This window comes from Paraniabella hibiscisoli (genome assembly GCF_022512515.1).
In the GTDB taxonomy this organism is placed as follows: domain Bacteria; phylum Bacteroidota; class Bacteroidia; order Chitinophagales; family Chitinophagaceae; genus Niabella; species Niabella hibiscisoli.
In genome coordinates this window covers 1,482,591-1,500,713 of sequence record NZ_JAKWBK010000001.1, presented here as the reverse complement: position 1 = coordinate 1,500,713, position 18,123 = coordinate 1,482,591, and the positions used below count along the sequence as shown (strand labels likewise).

The following is an 18,123-nucleotide window of genomic DNA, read 5'->3' as shown; positions in this document are numbered from 1 at the left end:
GAAATTTAGTGATTAAAATTGTTTTTACTTATCTGGGATCACCAAACACTCGAACTTCTGCAATGGCAAAATAGGTGGTTCCCTGCCAGTTTTTATTGCTCTTTATACGGAGGTATTTTACCTTAGGCATTCCGGCATCAAAAGTGTAACTAATACCTGCTCTTGCTACTTCAAGATCTTCTGCTGTGTTGATACCGTAGGGAGTGCCCGATGGTTTTACAGACTTAAATGTGCCCAACTTTACCCAATTGTTAAAGCTGCCATCAGAAGGAGGATTATTGGAACCCCATATTTCAAAGTCTAACAGGTTACCCGCATAAAAGTAAGTACGTCCATTATAATACTCGCCGTAATCATAAATCACTATACGGCTTAGCGTAGCCAGTTTACCTATATCAAAAGTGATCCATTGCGGCGTAAGCACTGCCGAACTTGTCATTACGATATTAGGCCACCAATCTGCAACATTATCCCACATGCCAGTCATAGGCGTGGATGTATGTAGTCCTACATCGCCCGGCAATGTTACGGCCCTGAAGCCTGATCTTGGTATTTCGGCTTCGTACAAGGGAGTAAGCTTTGCAAATAATGTATCACTGTAATTTAACCAGCGATCTCTTATTGTTACAGCAAAATTTCTCGAAATAGAGTCATAACCACGGATCGTTCTGATTACATCTTCAGCTGAAGTATAAATATTATTGGCTGTTGGCTTTAGAACACCGGTGCTGTCTTCTGCGAACACTTCAAATGCCATACTTGATTTTGAAATATTCTTGGCTGTAACCCTTATTCCGCTAAAGTCGGGCGTAATTGCAAGACTTCGGAAAACACCCCAGATAGGATTTTCAAGTGGCGTTATTTGTACTGATACAGGATCAGAAGCCACTTCGCTCCTGTTTACAGCATACAGCTTTACCTCATGCGCTTCTGTATCTCCGAATCCCTCCACCGTAAGGTTATTAATATAATAAGAGGCTTTTACTTCCATCTCGCGTCCATTAGCCAGGCTGTAAACAGCTTTTACGTATAGCAAATCCGGATCTGAAGGAAGTGCATAGGTAATGGTAGCCTTGCCCGGTCCGGCAGTCCATTGCACATTTGATATTTTTCCCGGAGGCCGGCTATTTTTTTCAAGCGGCTCCAGCGTTCGTTCCTTGCCACACCCTGTTCCTATCAAAACAGCAAGAAAGCAGATCAGTATATTTACTTTATTCATAGCTATAAAGTTTTTAAGAATATTTATTCGTTTTTATTACCACCCTGGGTTTTGTACCAGATTAGGATTTACTCTCAAATCGTCAATTCGTATGGGCCACAGGTAGTCGCGTGGAGATACAAAGTTTTGTGTATAGATCGTGCGCACCCGGTAATAGTCGGCTGTTTTATCCTGGTATACACTCCACCCTGTAATGGCCTGGTTAATTGATTCTGCAGCTTTTTTCCAGCGACGAAGATCCCAGAAACGTTGCCCTTCAAACGATAGCTCAATACCTCTTTCCTGGTGAATAATGTCACGCATGCCATCTTTTGTGGTATACTTAGACGGATTAGTTGAGTACTTGGACCAGGCAGCAGCAACACCTTCCAAACCAGCACGCGTTCTGATTTTATCGAGGTATAGCAATACATCGCCTACAGGACCCTGGCTCTCGTTTAATGCTTCAGCATACATCAGGTACAGGTCAGGCAAGCGGATTTCCGGCCATGGGTAATCGCGATAGTTAATACCCTGATTGCTGTTGGTGTGTGTGGCATTCCAGTCTACCAGTTTCTTGATAAAATAGCCCGTTTCGTTTAAAAATCCCAGGGCATCGGTTGCTCCCGAGGCTTGTGTATACTTAGCCTCTACCACCCAAGTATTTTCGTCTGTATTGGAAGGGCTGTCATATTTATACCATACACCGCCATCAAAGCTAAGAAAGGCATAAAACCTAGGCTCGCGGTCAAAGTTGATACGGGCAGTTTCATAGCCTTCTTTTATGTAAAACCTTTCTGAAGAAACGGCCAGTCTCGTAGTGTAACGATTACTAAAATCAATCAATTTATCCTCATTAATAGGTACTCCATGGCTTGAGTAAAACATTTCTACAATTTTCATTGGAGCGGCAAACTGCATCCTGGCCTGTCCACTTGCTTCGGCTGCCAGTTTAGGCATGGCACGGGCCTGCATATCAAATCCTGCCCTGCTGTTTGGATTGGCCCAAACATGTTCTGTGCTCCATCTTTCCGTCATAGCAGTTCTGATATTCAGCTGTTGAAGCGTTGTGTCGGACAATTGAAACGTAGTACCCAAAAACCGGTGTAAACTATGCCCTCCAGCCTCGGCTGCATCAATAGCTGCCTTTGAATATTCCGCAGCTTTGTCCCATTTAGTGGCATCATAGCTGGCAGGGAAAAGCGCTACCCCATCTTTATCCTTAAAGCTTGTGTAATCCGGATTACCGTTAAAAAGCGGGCTGGCGGCCATTAACCAAAGCTTTGCTTTTATGGCAAGAGCTATGGGCCGTGTGATTCTACCCAACTCTGTTGTTCTGTCTAAAATAACAGATGGAAGATTAGGCGCAGCCTGGTCCAACAGATCAGAAATATAATTTACACACTCATCGAATGGTTTTCGTTTAATGCGTACTTCTTCCTCTGGTGCGCTGATATCGATATTAACATCTACTAAAGGAATAGGGCCGTACATGCGCAAAAGATAATAATGGTAGTAGGCTTTTAAGAAGGTCACTTCCGCTATCCATCGTGTACGCTCGTCTAATCGAAGATCGCGCACCTTACTAAGGTCCTTTACATTTTCCAAAAAATATTACAGTTGCGAATAGCCTTCCAAAGTCCATACCGATCGCCCGGGCCTCCGCCCTGCCACCAGCCTCTCCATGCATCTAAACGAGGTTCTGCCGCGTTTTGCCCGCCCGTAGCGATTCCGGATATGTTTAAAGTACCCCATGCATACGCGTCTAAATCCCTGGGATTACGCGGAAGCCATATTTCATCACCTCCCAAAAAGCCAATATTATACACGGGATCACCATTACGGGGAAGAAAAGAATAGCAGGTAAATAAATATTTCTCTGCCTCAATACGCATGGTAAAAGCATTATCGATAACAGCGATATTATCCGGAACTATATCAAGGTATTTATTACAGGATGAGCCTGCTAAAAGCAATACTGCTCCTAATACCACAATATGTCTTTTTATAACATCGGTAAAAAAGTATAGATTTTCATTTTATATTGAGTTATGTAAGACGATGATTAAAAAGCAACCTGTAAACCAAAATTGTAGACGCCCTGAATAGGATAACCCAGGCCTGAGCCACCCATCTCAGGATCCCACATTTTGAACTTGCTCCATACTGCGAGGTTGGTGGCGCTTAAGTAAACCCGCATTGAAGTGAGCCCAAACCTTTTAATGATGCGCGGTTGAGGATTAAACCCGAGCTCCGCATTTTTTGAAGCGTAGAAAGCTACCATTTCGCATCCACCAGGTTGATGTCTCGCCGGCCACCGTTTCCCTGCTATTATTATTGACGAAGTTTTGACTTAAGCGCGGCCACGTTGCATATAAGTTGCGATTCTCTTCGCTCCAATAGCTGTCTGCAATAACCTGCAATAAGGCGTTCTGGCTCCCGTTGTTGAATACAAATGGAGCTATGTTTTCGGAGTTAATAAAGAACGATGATCTTGCTGAACCTTGAAAAAACAAGCTCAGGTCAAAACTCTTGTACGCTATGGTACCTCCAAATCCATAAATAATTTCGGGAGAAGTAGGAAAGCCAATAGCCACCTGATCGCGGTTATCAACAACGCCGTCGCCATTAACATCACGGTACTTAATATCGCCTCCGCCATAAGATCCGCCATTAGCCACACCAGGCGTACCTCCAAATTGTATAGGCGAGTTCATTGCCTCGTAGTCATCTACAAATAAACGCTCCGCTATATAACCGTAACGTTGCGCCATTGAGTTGCCTACCCGGGAAAGAAACCATTCATTCTCACCATAAGTAGGCTCATCATATTTTAATACTTTACTGGTAGCATAGGTAAAATTGCCCCGTAACTGAGTGCTCCATCCTCCACCAAAGTCTTTGTTGTAAGTAGTCATTACATCTATGCCTTCACTTTGACCCTCATTAGTGTTAGCTATAATGCTGGCCTGGAGCCCCATTGTGGTTGGTATATAAGTACGGCCACTGAGAATATTGCTGCGCTTGTTACGGTATACATCTACATTGAGCTCCCAGGCTTTGAACAAACGCAGGTCCATACCCAGATTTATTTGCTCTGATTTTTCCCAGGTAATATTTGGATTTGCATAACGGCTCACTAATACACCGGGCCTGTTATAACCATACAGTTCTCCGAAAGTGGCGCCGTAGTCAGCATTGTTCATACCAACCTCTGAGAGATAAAAGAACCTATCGGCCGAATTACCGATCTGATCACTACCTACAAACCCGTAGGTCGCTCTTAATTTAAAGTTGTTAATAACGTGGGTAAGCGGTTCAAAAAACTTCTCGTTAGATACCACATACCCTAAGCCAAAGGAAGGAAAGAATCCGAAACGGCTATTTTCTGCAAAACGTTCAGATCCATTATAGCCAAAGTTAAACTCCGCCAGGTAGCGGCTGTCATATCCATAACTGAATCTTCCGGAAAGTCCCTGGTTTCTCGCCGGCAGCGATAACTGCAGGCTACTCATATTGCCAGACACATAGTTACGCAGCGTAGTGATCAGCATACCACCTACCGTATGCTTTCCAAAAGCACGATCGTAATTGAGCGCTGCTTCCGTATAAAAAGTAGCCAGCACATCTCTCGAACCGGCTGAGAAATTAAGATACTCTGTACCTACGGTTCCTATTGAACCCAGGCCTCCACCGTTGAGTCTTAATAAGGTTACCTCACCATCGGTAAGCTGTGTCGTATAAAAATAGGGATTGTAATTTCTGGATACACTTAAGTAAGACTCTCTTCTTACATAAGACATCAACCGTGCATTTAAACCTTGCGTGATTGCATTGAGATTCTGTTTCAATTCGATTTGCGCCTGCACGTTAGAACGGTTATATTCCGAATAGCCCTTCACCATTTCTGCATAAGGATTTACATACAGACCTCCATTAGGCGCGATGGCATTACCAAACAGCGGATGTGTTGGAAACTCTGCCATTGAGGAGGGATAAATTGCCGGGAACATTACCGGATTGGCCCAAATGGCAGTTCTAAAAATGCGCGAGCCACCGTTTTCCCCGTTCGAACCCAGCAAGGGTCCTTTATAATCGTCAAACTGGGCATATACCCTAACAGCGGCATCTGTAGTACGGGTAAGCTTCAGATCCACATTCGATCTTACACTATAGTTGATCAGCTTTACATTGCTATTAAAATTGTTAAGTTTTTCCGCTTTTAATACACCATTGTCTACGTTAAAAGTTCCGGCGATATAATAGCGGGCTTTGTCAGACCCGCCGGCAATGCTCAGGTTATTACGGGTATTGATCGTATAATCTTTTACCAGTTGTTCAATCCAGTTATTGTTAGGATATAACAATGGATCGGCATCCGGGCGGGCTGTTGCATCTATTTTAGTTTGTAAATAAGGTAATGGAGCCAGCGGATTGCGGGTAAGTGCAGCCTCGTTGGCCAACTGCATATAAGTAATATTATCAGCAAACTCAAAATTTCGTGTATTGGAAGACGCGGTAACCTCTGAGCGTAATGTAAACTTGGTTTTACCTGCTGAACCTACTTTAGTAGTAATTAAAACAACACCATTGGCGCCCCGTGCACCGTATACAGCAGACGCAGTCGCATCACGCAATACACTAAAGGCAGCAATATCGTCGGGCTGTAAACGTGCCATATCTGTATTGCTTGACTCAATACCGTCTATCAATATCAGCGGGTCTTGTTTGCCGGTACCAAATGTTCCCAGTCCCCGTATAAAGAACTGGGCATTATCAGCACCAGGCTCACCACTCCGCTGGTAGGCAATCATACCGCCAACCCGGCCCGCCATCATAGTAGTTAGGTTACTGGTAGGCCCTTTTAACTCTTCGGGGTTAATAGTAGCTACAGCGCTAACCATACTGGATCGTCTTTGCTTGTTACCAAATGCTGTTATTACCACCTCGTCAATAGTCGTAGACTGTGCAGTCAGGGTGGCGTTTATAACAGACTCTCCTTGTATCGACCGCTCTATTCGTGCGAAGCCTATGGCCGAAAAGATAAGCGTACCATTAGCGGGTACTTCCAACTGGTATTCACCGTTCACGCTTGTTAGTGTAGCCCGGGTAGAGTCGCTTTTAAGGAAGACGGTAGCATTGGCAAGCGCCGCTCCTGCATCTGTAGTAACAGTACCCTTTACTACAATGTTTTGCTGCTGTGCAATAGCATCGCCTTGTATGATAAAGGCAAGACCAACTGCAAGTAAGCATCTAAAGTAAAATCGAATAAGCATACCTGATTTGTAAGGTTTAAATGAAAAATAATTTTTAGCTCCGTGCATTTCGTTGAAGTGCATACCTCTCCCAGCCAGCCCTGGAGGCCGGTTTTTATGGCATCGAAAAAAGCTTTGTCTATCTGCTACAGCAGCAACGAAAGGCTATTATCTGTCGGTAATTTTCAATTTCAACACTTTCTGCATCATCGAAAAGTTTGGTTTGTTATATAAATTCTCCAGTCAAATTATGTTCTGTTTAATCGCAAGCTCATACAATATTTGTCAATTCTACTTTTATAAAAGTATCTGTTTTTCTCTATTACTCATTGTTAGATATTAACCGTTGTTAACCAAAATTTAACTCATGTGTTTACACCGTATCGTTTGTATTGTAATGCAGTACTGGAGCCACTTTGAGCACTCCATGATATACTCCAATACTTATACAGTTATGACGGCTGTTCGTTAAGAATTCCTGCTTACTATATTTACACGATAAGCTGGCACTCAGACCTTTTTTTCCTTCCCATCAGCAAGGCTTAGCCTATCTTATATTTAGTTCTTTCGACTTGCCATAGAGTTGCACTTCTGTCACTCCATTAATGATTGTTACTTTTTTAACGGGTATTAGCTCATCATCTGACCAACGTTCGCCGGATTTTTTCCAAAGCATCAGCGTAATACATGTCCTTTCTTTTTCAGCAGCCACATTGGTTGCGGCATTAATTACCCTGCTATCTTTACTTTGAGGATGAACACCCGTTGTATTAACATCGTATACCTTATCCCATCCCTCATAATTAACCATGGCTAATTGGTATACACCGTTGTCTATAATCACAACATCTTTGCCTTTTACTTTTTTGTGTGAAGTAGTAATGTTTTTTGCCAGTTTAGGTAATGCATAATGTCCCAACCTTATTTCAGTTTCAACTGGCGAACTGATCTTATCAACTCTAAGGATACCATTAGCAAGCGGTATATCCGTCAGCTTTAGTTTTACACCAGGATTTGTTTCCAATACCGCATCACGATAGTAAATACCTTCTTCAAATTTTTTAAAATCGTATAGTCTCAACGGCTCCCATTCCTTGTCTTGATTTTTGATGAGATAGTTCATAGACACTACACCTTCCACGCTATCTGCCTGCCAGGGGAATGCGCTGTTATAAGAAAGGCGATTATAATTTTCACTGGCGCGAAAAGTTTCCCAGGCGCCTATCAATTTTACCTTGCACCAGGCCCTGATTTCAGATGCACCTATATTGGGATAATCGGTTATCAAAATATTGGAGCTATCTGCGAAACGATTGTACACTTCTCCTTTTTCATCTCCGTTTCCCAGGCGCCATCATTTTCTGTAGCAGTCCAGAACGGACTATCCTTTGGTAACATCAATGCAAAAAAAGCTTTGCCCATCCAGTACACACTTCCGCGACAGCTGTAGGGCTGAACCGCAGGTTCAAAAGGACCATACACGCCTAGTGTAGGCACATTGTCTTTCATAAATTCAGGGTGTGTTATAAACTGCTTCATCACACCGGAGGCGATCCGGCGCATCCAGCCATAGTTAACTGCCGGATCATTTTGTAACCCCATCAAAGTAAATGGAACGATCGCACCAATTCTATAAGTCATGCTTCTTCCCCAAACAATCATATTGCCGTCCTTACTAAACATAAAAGGATATTTCTGTTTGAGGTCATCAAAGTTTTTAGAAATTTCTGCGCGTATTCGATAGTATTTCTTTCCAAAGTATTCAGCCCATAATGGTCCATACATCTGGAAGGCCCACATACTGTAATAGTCGTAAGCTGGGTTATCATTATACCAGCCATTTCCGCGGTAGTGATCCAGGGATTTATCCAGGTAGTCAACTAATAGTTTTTCATTAACCGCATAGCCTTTGCTTTTGAAAAAGCTCAATACAAATATGTTGAAGAACTTCCAATTGGAAGGAACAGTTTTACCATCACCATAACTGAGCATGGTATGCGCTAACAGGTCCCGTTGCTCTTTGGTTAAAGGATCAAACAATACTTCGGGCGCATAAAATAAGGATACCGCTAAAGCTCCAAATTCTACCAGTATCTGGCTCGGCCCACCGTTCTTATCCTGCGGTTTAATATAGGATTCGCTTTGGTGGTTTAAGAGGTTTAATATCTGGTGGCGATAATAATCTGCCACGCGAACCTTATTCAATACCAGGTTGGAGTCTTCTTTCAACAAAGGTGCGGCAATAAATAAAGTGCGGCTCAGACCTTCGAGTTTTTCAGTAGGAACCTGCGAAGCTTGCCTGGGATAGCTCTTGCCCGGCTCGCGGGGAAACTGCATGGGATCGTCGATATTGTCGACATAGCTAAATGCCCCCTTAGTAAATACAAAGCCATTTGTTTCCAGTGTTCCCGGGTCATACCGGTTTTCGGGCTTTTCTTATAGTCGGGATTGGTTACCTTAAAAGCAGGTTGATTGGCAACTCTCTTCTGCTGCAATACGGTGTCCCAACTCATGGAGCCACCCTGCCCATATAACAACTGGCTATAACAAATACTTACCGCAATTAAAATAAAAAAACTTTTCATATACAATCGCTCTCTATTAGTCAAATACTTTTAAATCCCATTCATCCAGCCAACTTAAAACCGGCAACTCATTTTTAAATTGTACAGGCAGCCAAACGTAGCGTCCGTCTATGGGATTTTTAGGTCGCCAGCGGTCAGCCATAAAAATGAAAGCATCTTTCTTTCCGGCTACAGGTAAAATATAAGTTCCCTGTGACTGAAATGTTTTATCAGCCCCATCACCTACGCAGGGATTGGGTAGCAGTTTCCACTCACCCATTATCTGATCTGCTACCAAAAGCCTGGCGGCATTAGGGTCCCAACCCGTACAGCCAGAAGTAATCATATAATATTTCCCGTTTCTTTTAAAAATGGCAGGTGCTTCATTATGGCCTGCGGGCGCTATACGAATATATTTGCCTGTATGTTGCGTATAGTCATCAGAAAGCTCTGCAATATGCAGTGTTAGATTTTCCTCTGATGAATAAATATGATAGGCTTTGTTATCGTCATCTACAAACAAAGTCATATCTCTTGACATCTGGCCGCTGTACAAATGTTCATGCACAAACAGCCCCTTTTCCACGCCCTCTCTCCATTTAGCGGTCCACCAGGTTTTGTAATCATCAGGATTGATTCTTTGCCTGCGATCGCCCCCGGCATATTCAACGGCCAGTAACCAGGGTTCACTCTTGAAGCACGTAGAAAGGTATAAGGACCTGTAACTTTATGGCTGACAGCCACAGCTGCATAAGCAGCGCCATAACCCTGCCCCGCCAGTTCCAGATGAAAATACATGACGAACTGCTTTGTATGCTTATTGTAAATAACTTTGGGCCTTTCTATAATCGCTCCGCGCTGCGTGAGACTTCCTTATCATCATTGACGTTAAATGCTACGCCTTCATTCTTCCAGTTATACAGATCTTTTGAAGCATACACCGTTACGCCAACATAAGCATTGTTAGACCGTTCCCCTTTATGCTCGCCAAACCAATAATACATACCGTTGTAAAATAAGATGCCGCCTCCGTGGGCATTGATATGATTGCCCTTATCATCCATCCACAGTTCACCCGGCTTAAAATGCTGTAATTTTTGCTGTGCCTGTGCATACATTGCCATGTTTATAACAACACAACAAAGAAAAACCTGCAGTTTGTATTTCATTTTCATGATCATACTATTATTTAACCAATTTGTACATTTCTGCCGCAGCTAACAAAAAAGCGCCCACTCCAAAACCGGCAGTAGAATCTTTATTCACTACCTGGCCTGGTATAGCACGTTCTCCTATCGGTTGCACATACCCTATTTTTCCATCGGGCTGCAGAGCCGTTTTTGTAAGAAAATTCCATGCTTTTTGTACAGACGGCCAGTATTCTTCTTTATCCAGGTATCCATTGTTGATTCCCCATAACAAACCATAAGTAAAAAAGCCGTGCCGCTACTTTCTGGTCCTGGCGCATGCTGGGGATCCATCATACTGCGTGTCCAGTAACCTTCCTGCTGTTGCAGCTTTTTCACCGTAACAGCAAGACCTAAAAATTTATTTTCATATTCTTTCCTGTTTTTATCGTTTGCCGGGAGATCTTCCAACACTTTTGCCAGTGCCGCTATTACCCAACCATTACCCCTCGCCCAAAAATCTTTTTTACCGTTTACGCTTTTATGTTTGGGGTAAATATACTTGGCATCCCTGTAATATATCTTTTCCACAGAGTCGTACATAATGCTGTTAGCATACTCAAAGTATTGTCCCATTTTATCAAGATATAAGGAGTTGCCCGTAATATGGTACATTTTGGTCATCACCGGCATTACCATGTATAGGCCATCTGCCCACCACCAATAATCATTTTGCGGTGTGCTCATCTGGTATTCCATTACCCCCTTTGCACGGGCTATCTTTTTCGGATCTTTCACCTTATCAAGATTATACAAATCGATATAGGTTTGAAAACAGATCTGCCAGTCACCAAAAAGAACATGTTTATTGGTTTCGCCATAGTTGTATTTCCATTCGGCCTTGTTGTTAGATGTGGCACCCATCCATTTGTTATGCGCTGCCCACTTTTCCGAATAGGTTTTATAAACATCATTGTTTGTGAGCTTATATGCCATCATATTGCCTGTGTGATAAGCGGCCACATCCCAAAAAGCCCAGCCAGGCTTAACATGCGTTCTTTGCCAATAATCATTTACTTTACGAATATGAGACAGTACTTCCGTTCTGGATGGATATTTACGCGCCTCTGCATCTAACACCTCACTTTTGTTCTGAAACAAAAAGGCTATAGCGACAACCAAAATTTTTAAATTCATAGACGATTAGTTTTGAGCCGATTTAAAATTCAGATTACTTAAATCGGCAGACCTATTGCCTGCAATATGCCATTTCAACCAGAATAACAGCGGGGCATATTCGTTTTTTGTGGGGGTAAATTCATTAAAGCAGCCGGCAAAAAGCAAAAATCACTTCGATATCACATTTTTTACAATCGATATATAAAAAGGGCTGTCTAATTATTGTGTTCTGTAAAAGAGACAGCCCAATTATATTATCTATACCAATCTTCAAATGATCTAAACTATTGAACTTTGCTTTCATCAGCTACAGCCTCTTCCCAGGTTTCCCATTTCGGCGTATTTGCATTGTATCCATCATAACCAAAATTTTGAGCTAACTGCCCTTTGTTATTTGCTGTTATGGCTGAATTAGGTATAGGCCAGTAAAGATTATGCTTTGCCATGCGATAATTAATTGTGCGTGGCCTTACAGCAATCTCTCCTTTATTATACATACCATAGCGAACCACACGCTGATACCAATAGCTGCCGCCGCCTGTACCGGTGCCATCCTGCTTATCATAAGTATTCACATCATAGGAATTTCCCCACTCATCGGGTTTACCACTTAGTGCAAGGCAGTAAGAAACACGGCTTAACTCCATATGTCTCCACTCCTCCAGGTACAATTCACGGGCTCTTTCATCCATAATTTCTCCTATTGTAACGGTATTATACAGTTGGGTACAACCCGCTCTTTTCCTTACTTCATTTACATCTGCTGCTGCACCTGCTGCGTCGCCCAGGTAGTATTTAGCCTCTGCGCGTAACAGATAAGTTTCTGCCAGTCGGTAAAGGTACCAGTCTGCATTGCTTCCGTTGGTAGCGCCGTTGAACTGGTTGGCTCCCTGGTTAGCCTCAGCCACTACATCCTGCAGGTATATTTTATAATGAGGCCAGTCAAACCAAACCCGTAATGAATCGGTGCACAACAAAGCCCCGGTTGTTGGATGGTTGAAGAGCAAATTCTTACCAAACCAGGTACTGGTGGGATCATTGTATTTTATAGAGTCCATTCTACCCCAGTTACCAACTGTACTGTTATGCCGCAGGTCTCCCAGATCATTTTGACCATTAACGTTCCACATTTCTTTAGTAGCAAAAGAAGTTAATCTCCAGGTGGCAATTCCACGACCAATCGATCTTATATAATCATAATTCTGGCGATAGCTACCATTGTTTCGGGCATAATTTTGAACAGCCTGTTTACCATCAGGCGTTTTTAAATCTGAGCCACTGGTATAACTCGGACCAAAAATACGCAGAGTTAAAAAGTCAATCATCGACTCCGCTGTAGCTCCCCGGTTAGGCATGCCCATAATTACCTCCCTATTGGCGGCAATCATTTTATTTTCCGGCCTGTGCAGGTCCCAGATCACGTTGCGTGTTACCTGCCAGGTTTGAGGCGAGTAAGTATTTATAAAAGTACCGAAGCTATTTTTCATCAGCTCGTAACCAGACTGATTGATCAATATGTCTGCTTGATCCTTTGCCTTCTGAAACTGCCCCGTAGCCAGGTAGCATTTTATCAAAAGCATTCGGCAGGCGCCTTTATTCACCATGCCCTTATAGATCATATCTTTTTGCTCGGGTACCCATTGAATCGCGAACTCCATATCCTTAGTGATCATTTGCAGAATCGCCTCACGTTTGGTGGACCTGTAGTTTTGCTTGGGTACTTCCAGGATTTTAGTTACTAACGGTACGTCTCCAAACTGGAATACCAGCGAAAGATAACGGAATGCCCGGTGAAAGTAAGCCCTTCCCAGGTAGGCGTTTTTAGTAGCATCATCTAACCCGGTTACATTGTTAATAAAGCTGGGAATAGTGTTCGCATATTTAATACCCTCGTAAGTCTGGTCCCAGAAATAAGTAGTCCAGTTTCCCGCATCATACCCGGGGCCTCCGATAGGCGTTAACTGCGTGGGCACATCTGCAAAGAGAGATGCATCATCCGTTTTAGAAGCAACGCTTAACTCAGAAAATAAATACTCAGTACCAATAGGAACAGAAATATTACGATTTTCAAAACTGGTCCAGTAAGTACGAATATGACGGTCTGCCATCGCCAACGCTGCCTGTAGCCCGCTTTCTGTGCTGAAGGTAGTAGTTGGCTCGTAAAAAGATAATGGATCTGGTTTTAAAAACTCTTTAGAACAGCCTCCAAGGAATAGCGCACCACTTACAGTTGCTGCGAGTGTAAGTGTATATAATGCTTTTCTATTTTTATATATCGGTAAATTCATGTCTGTATATTTTAGAAAGTAACGTTTAAACCCAGTGAAAAAATCCTTGTAGCTAGCCCTCCTGTCTCAGGGTCGCCATACTGCCAGTCTTTTTGCCATACCGCCACATTACGCACCGATCCATATACTTTTACATTAGACATCTGGTATTTACTGGTCCAGGTTCGGGGCAACGTATAACCCATTGATATGCTTTCGAAGCGGATAAAGGAGCGGTCATACACTTTACCAGGAGAAGCTACACCACCTGGTCCCTGTGCATCCAGTCTTGCATAATCATTGGTTGCATTTTGTGGCGTCCAATATTCCTTTGTAAATGTATTCAGTCCATTAGTGATCAAAGAGCCAAATCATTATCTCGATTAAGGTAGTTCCAGTCGATAGACTTATGTCCCATGTAAGAATATAAATTAAAGGAGAGCGCCAGGGATTTCCAAAGTGTAAAGTCGTTGCGCAGCTGCCAGTGTACAGGCGGAGCTGTTGGTCCCATAAATTCCCGGTCCTTATCATTATATACAGGAGTTGTAGAGCCATCAGTGTTCTTCTTATCATCAGCAGTGTAGTTATTAGCCACCTTTGGATCGCCAGGCTTTTGCCCATACTTTTTTGCTTCTTCTATTTCACTTGCCTGCCAGATCCCTGTCACCCTGTAGTCCCATATAGCACCGATAGGCTGACCAATAAACCAACCGTTCGTATTGTCATTCATTTCCCGGGTACCGATCACATTTCCTGAGGCGTCCAGCACATTCTCGTATTGATAATATAAATGTTTGATCCGGTTTTTATTGTAAGAAAAGTTCAACGTAGTATTCCACTCCAGTATATTGGTTTTCAGATTCAGGGTGCTGATAGTAAACTCGACCCCTCTGTTGGAAACTTCTCCCAGGTTGGTGGCAATACTGCTGAAACCAGAAAAACCGGGAAGGCGCTGACTCATGATCATATCGTGCGTATTCATTACATAATACTCGATGGTACCTGAAATACGATCGTTCAAAAAGCCATAATCAAGGCCCACATTATATGCAGCAGTTTTCTCCCACTGAAGGTTGGGGTTCGCCAGGCGGTCTACCGATAAATAACGCATATTTACCAAGGCGCCCGAGCCATCGAGGTATCCCTGGAAGCGACCGGTTCCTGATCCCAGATTTGCCAGGGCAATGTAAGGATCTGCGAGCGCGCGGTTACCATTTTTACCATAAGACAGGCGTAGCTTTCCCGTGCTCATCGGCTCCCAGTTAAAGAACTTCTCGTTCGTGAATGCCCAGGCTAATGCTACTGATGGAAATATTCCGTAAGGATTATTAGCGCCAAATGCAGAATACCCATCACGTCGTACGGTTGCTGTAAGCATATATTTACTATCGTACGAATAAAATAAGCGGCCAAACAACGCATTCGCGGTCTGGCGCGAATCAGAAGAAGAGAAGCTGCTTCTTGTTTTATCGCCGTTGGCGGTGTTATGAAAGCCCAATGCGTCTGATGGTAAAATATTGCGGGCTTCGATGCGGTCCTGCCAATATCTGCGCTCCTCAGCTTCCTGCACAAGTGTAAGGTTTACCCGGTGTTTTCTTGCAAATGTTTGCTCCCAGTTGATCGTATTGTTAAGCGACCAGTCGAAACGTTTTGCCTGCTCCCTGTTTACCAGCCCGTTATTGGAGGCCTTCCAGTCCGGATGTTTTGAAGACTCAAAATAGCGATCGTAGAAAAACTGGTATCGGGGCGAGGCGTTAAAAGAATAGGTAATATTGAACGGCAAAGTGATCTTGGCAGTAAGAATACTGTTTAGCACAGTATAGCCCTTCTCCATTTCAATAAACTGCTTATTAAAATCAAAGTTATATGCGTAGCCCTGATTCTGTCCCATGGGGCGGTGTACCAGGTTTCCTGCTGAATCTGTATAAGAAGCATAGGGGCTCAGACGTATCTGGTTATTGTCCCAATAATTAAGTCCCAGCCCCGGCTGCAGGTCTCCATCGCTACGGTCCTGGAAATTAACATTAGCGCCTACCTGTAACCATTTAGTGATCTTACCATCCAGCTTCATATTAGCACGGGTGGCGCGATATACATTGCCTGTTACGGCTCCTTCATTTTTTAAATGTCCAAATGAAAGGTAGTAGTTCATTTTATCACTGGCGCCTGATACGCTGGCGTTATAATCCTGGTTAAACCCGGTACGAAAAGTGTGATCGTACCAATCAAAAGTTCTTCCCGCAACATAGTTAGCGAGTACCAGATCGTTTAGATTCAGACGTCTGGCGTAAATGCTCGCATCAGATTCACCCGCTGCATTAGTGGTATAAGCCCGCCATTGCTCCAAAGTAATTCCATATTGAGAAAGATTATCCGGGCTATCATAATACCCAAGCTTGCCTTTTAAAGTACCGGTTTGATAAGCCTCGTAGCTCCCGGATTCTGCATTAAGCCCGTAGGTGTCCTTTTTATACCAATCTTCCCTGAACTTCATGTAACCATCAGGGCCATATACGCCCCGGTAAGCGCTACGGGTAGTAAGACCCGCGTTCGCGCTTACATTAATTACCGGCTTACCCACTTTACCCTTTTTGGTAGTAATAATGATCACACCGTTGGCAGCCTGTGCCCCATAAACAGCAGCCGCAGAAGCATCTTTTAAAACATCAATCTGGCCGATATCATCAGGGTTAATTTCGGAGAGCTCCCCGTAGAATATCATACCATCTAAAATAATTAATGGATTATTATGCCCGCCTGCCGTATATACCGAACGCTGGCCCCTAACCTGCAGCGAACCGCCTCCTTTGGCGGATGGATCGTAACCCACCTGCAGACCAGGAACGCCGCGAAGAATGTCCTGAACGGTATTGGGATTAGCATTGGCCTGATCGTCCGGCCTGATTTGAACAACAGAACCAGTTAAATCTTTTTTCGCATAGTACCATAACCCACTACTACAATCTCATCCATTGATACGTTGGTTTCGCGCAAGGTTATATTGATCACATCATTATCTCCAACTTCCACTTCCTGTAATACATAGCCGGTTCCTGAAAACTCCAGCCTGTCTCCTTTTTTCGACTTGATAGTATAGTTCCCCTGGTCATTGGTTACCGTACCATTGGTAGACGCTTTTACTACCACAGATATTCCCGGAATACCCATTCCATCTGCCCTTGTAACCGTTCCTTTAATGGTAACCTGCGCGTGGGTAACAACCGAAAGTGCCATCATGAGGAATAACAGGGCACCACCATTCAGCAGCTTTGAGCGCCGAAATTTTAATTTGGCTTGCATAAACAATCGTTTTTATATTTAAATGAATACAACGCTTACAGCTAAAAGCTAAACACTATTAGCCCTTATTGTTGAATGAAAATAGCTCACGAACAACCGGATCGCGGGGAGAAATCGTTATAAAAGAGGGGTGATTTTGGTATAGGAAGAAAATAAATTTTCCTATAATGGTTTCAAGATCAATAAATAAGTAGCAGACTGATTTTTTGACAGGTTGTTGTGGGACCTCTGAACGTTTGGCGTTCTGGAATTCCTTTGTTAATCGGGTGAGCGAACTGAACGGGCCTGCTAAATTAGGCATAGCAAGTACCTCCCTGTTAAAGAAGTTCCTCTATACAAGAAAGAGATCAACAACTTACCTGGTTTATTGTACTGGCTGCCTTTACTACAGGGTAAGCTATTTTTTCTGGTACACTCTTACATAGTCCACCTCGTAGCGACTAGGGAACTCCGTTTTTGAAGGGTCGCCTCCGTTATCGCCGCCTATAGCCAGGTTGAGCAACAAATAATGCGGTTGTTTAAAGGGGTTGCTTCCGTCAGGATTATTCGCATCGCTCAGCTTTACCTCGTTCAGCAGCAGGTCGTCTACAAAAAGTTTGATAGAGTTTTCATCCCAATCCATCCGCCACACATGGAACGCCTGGTCCCAATTGGGTTTAAAGGCGCTCACTGGCTTATGTGTACTGAACCATTTGGCATTCCACCGTTTATTGGTGCCTGTAGCCACGTTAGCCAGGATATCACCCTTATAATATTCCATGATATCGATCTCGCCATTCCAGGGCCACTCCCCGTTTACGCCCAATGTCCATATCGCGGGCCAGAGACCTGGTTTTGCAATAATTTTAGCACGAATCTCAAAACGACCATACTGCCATGTCTTAGACTGGCGGGTATTAATACTGGCAGATGTATATTGAATCTCCTTTCGTTTTTCTTTCCAGTCATTACTCCCCTCTTTGTAACGGGGATTTGCCTTGGTTTCTCTTCTGGCTTCAATAATTAGTTTACCATTTTCACACCAGGCATTCTGTGGCTGATACCATTGCAGCTCATTATTACGCACAAAGCCTTTTTCAAACTGCCATACAGAAGTATCAACAGCTCCCTTTTTATTGAACTCTTCAGACCATACCAGCTTATAATCATCCGCAGTTTTCTTTGCCTGGGTAGTATCGCCTGGGCTCACCAAAGCAAGCGCCGAAAAAATAATGGATAAAATCATGGGGACTA

15 protein-coding genes and 1 pseudogene are annotated in these 18,123 nt (G+C 43.4%); all 16 read right to left on the bottom strand.

From position 1 onward, the window contains the following. Window positions 1-28 precede the first annotated feature (28 nt). Entirely contained in the window at window positions 29-1,219 is a 1,191-nt protein-coding gene (locus tag MKP07_RS09740) for a DUF5000 domain-containing lipoprotein (RefSeq protein WP_240847037.1), read from the bottom strand. Between the two features lie 36 nt (window positions 1,220-1,255). Then, on the bottom strand, window positions 1,256-2,806 hold the full coding sequence (locus tag MKP07_RS09735) for a RagB/SusD family nutrient uptake outer membrane protein (protein WP_240847036.1): 1,551 nt from the start codon (window positions 2,804-2,806) through the stop codon (window positions 1,256-1,258). Continuing rightward, on the bottom strand, window positions 2,794-3,192 hold the full coding sequence (locus MKP07_RS09730; protein WP_240847035.1) for a hypothetical protein: 399 nt from the start codon (window positions 3,190-3,192) through the stop codon (window positions 2,794-2,796). Before MKP07_RS09730 ends, MKP07_RS09735 begins: the two co-directional genes overlap by 13 nt. 71 nt (window positions 3,193-3,263) lie before the next feature. Further along, window positions 3,264-3,398, bottom strand: coding sequence for a hypothetical protein (locus tag MKP07_RS38155; protein WP_262919231.1), 135 nt, complete (start codon window positions 3,396-3,398; stop codon window positions 3,264-3,266). Between the two features lie 40 nt (window positions 3,399-3,438). Beyond that, on the bottom strand, window positions 3,439-6,474 hold the full coding sequence (locus MKP07_RS09725; RefSeq protein ID WP_240847034.1) for a SusC/RagA family TonB-linked outer membrane protein: 3,036 nt from the start codon (window positions 6,472-6,474) through the stop codon (window positions 3,439-3,441). 526 nt (window positions 6,475-7,000) lie between these two features. After that, on the bottom strand, window positions 7,001-7,774 hold the full coding sequence (locus MKP07_RS09720) for a hypothetical protein (RefSeq protein WP_240847033.1): 774 nt from the start codon (window positions 7,772-7,774) through the stop codon (window positions 7,001-7,003). Continuing rightward, entirely contained in the window at window positions 7,738-8,790 is a 1,053-nt protein-coding gene (locus MKP07_RS09715; protein ID WP_240847032.1) for a DUF2264 domain-containing protein, read from the bottom strand. Before MKP07_RS09715 ends, MKP07_RS09720 begins: the two co-directional genes overlap by 37 nt. Then, window positions 8,712-9,038 (bottom strand): hypothetical protein, encoded by a 327-nt coding sequence (locus tag MKP07_RS09710; RefSeq protein WP_240847031.1) that lies wholly within the window; start codon window positions 9,036-9,038, stop codon window positions 8,712-8,714. The genes MKP07_RS09715 and MKP07_RS09710 overlap by 79 nt, the downstream gene beginning before the upstream one ends. A 16-nt stretch (window positions 9,039-9,054) precedes the next feature. Then, the gene (locus MKP07_RS09705; RefSeq protein WP_240847030.1) at window positions 9,055-9,603 is read right to left on the bottom strand and encodes a family 43 glycosylhydrolase; all 549 of its coding nucleotides are present in this window, start codon (window positions 9,601-9,603) and stop codon (window positions 9,055-9,057) included. Window positions 9,604-9,859: 256 nt separating this feature from the next. Beyond that, window positions 9,860-10,186, bottom strand: coding sequence for a hypothetical protein (locus MKP07_RS09700; RefSeq protein WP_240847029.1), 327 nt, complete (start codon window positions 10,184-10,186; stop codon window positions 9,860-9,862). Between the two features lie 16 nt (window positions 10,187-10,202). Continuing rightward, window positions 10,203-11,341, bottom strand: a pseudogene (locus MKP07_RS09695) (glycoside hydrolase family 88/105 protein). 266 nt (window positions 11,342-11,607) lie between these two features. Beyond that, window positions 11,608-13,611: a RagB/SusD family nutrient uptake outer membrane protein gene (locus tag MKP07_RS09690; protein ID WP_240847028.1), complete on the bottom strand. Its 2,004-nt coding sequence runs from the start codon at window positions 13,609-13,611 to the stop codon at window positions 11,608-11,610. An 11-nt stretch (window positions 13,612-13,622) separates the two neighbouring features. Further along, window positions 13,623-13,952, bottom strand: coding sequence for a hypothetical protein (locus MKP07_RS09685; RefSeq protein WP_240847027.1), 330 nt, complete (start codon window positions 13,950-13,952; stop codon window positions 13,623-13,625). After that, window positions 13,949-16,495: a SusC/RagA family TonB-linked outer membrane protein gene (locus tag MKP07_RS09680; RefSeq protein WP_240850727.1), complete on the bottom strand. Its 2,547-nt coding sequence runs from the start codon at window positions 16,493-16,495 to the stop codon at window positions 13,949-13,951. The genes MKP07_RS09685 and MKP07_RS09680 overlap by 4 nt, the downstream gene beginning before the upstream one ends. Window positions 16,496-16,512: 17 nt before the next feature. Beyond that, window positions 16,513-16,890 (bottom strand): carboxypeptidase-like regulatory domain-containing protein, encoded by a 378-nt coding sequence (locus tag MKP07_RS09675; RefSeq protein WP_240847026.1) that lies wholly within the window; start codon window positions 16,888-16,890, stop codon window positions 16,513-16,515. Between the two features lie 397 nt (window positions 16,891-17,287). Continuing rightward, complete coding sequence (locus MKP07_RS09670; protein WP_240847025.1) at window positions 17,288-18,115, bottom strand: glycoside hydrolase family 16 protein; 828 nt, start codon at window positions 18,113-18,115, stop codon at window positions 17,288-17,290. Window positions 18,116-18,123 lie beyond the last annotated feature (8 nt).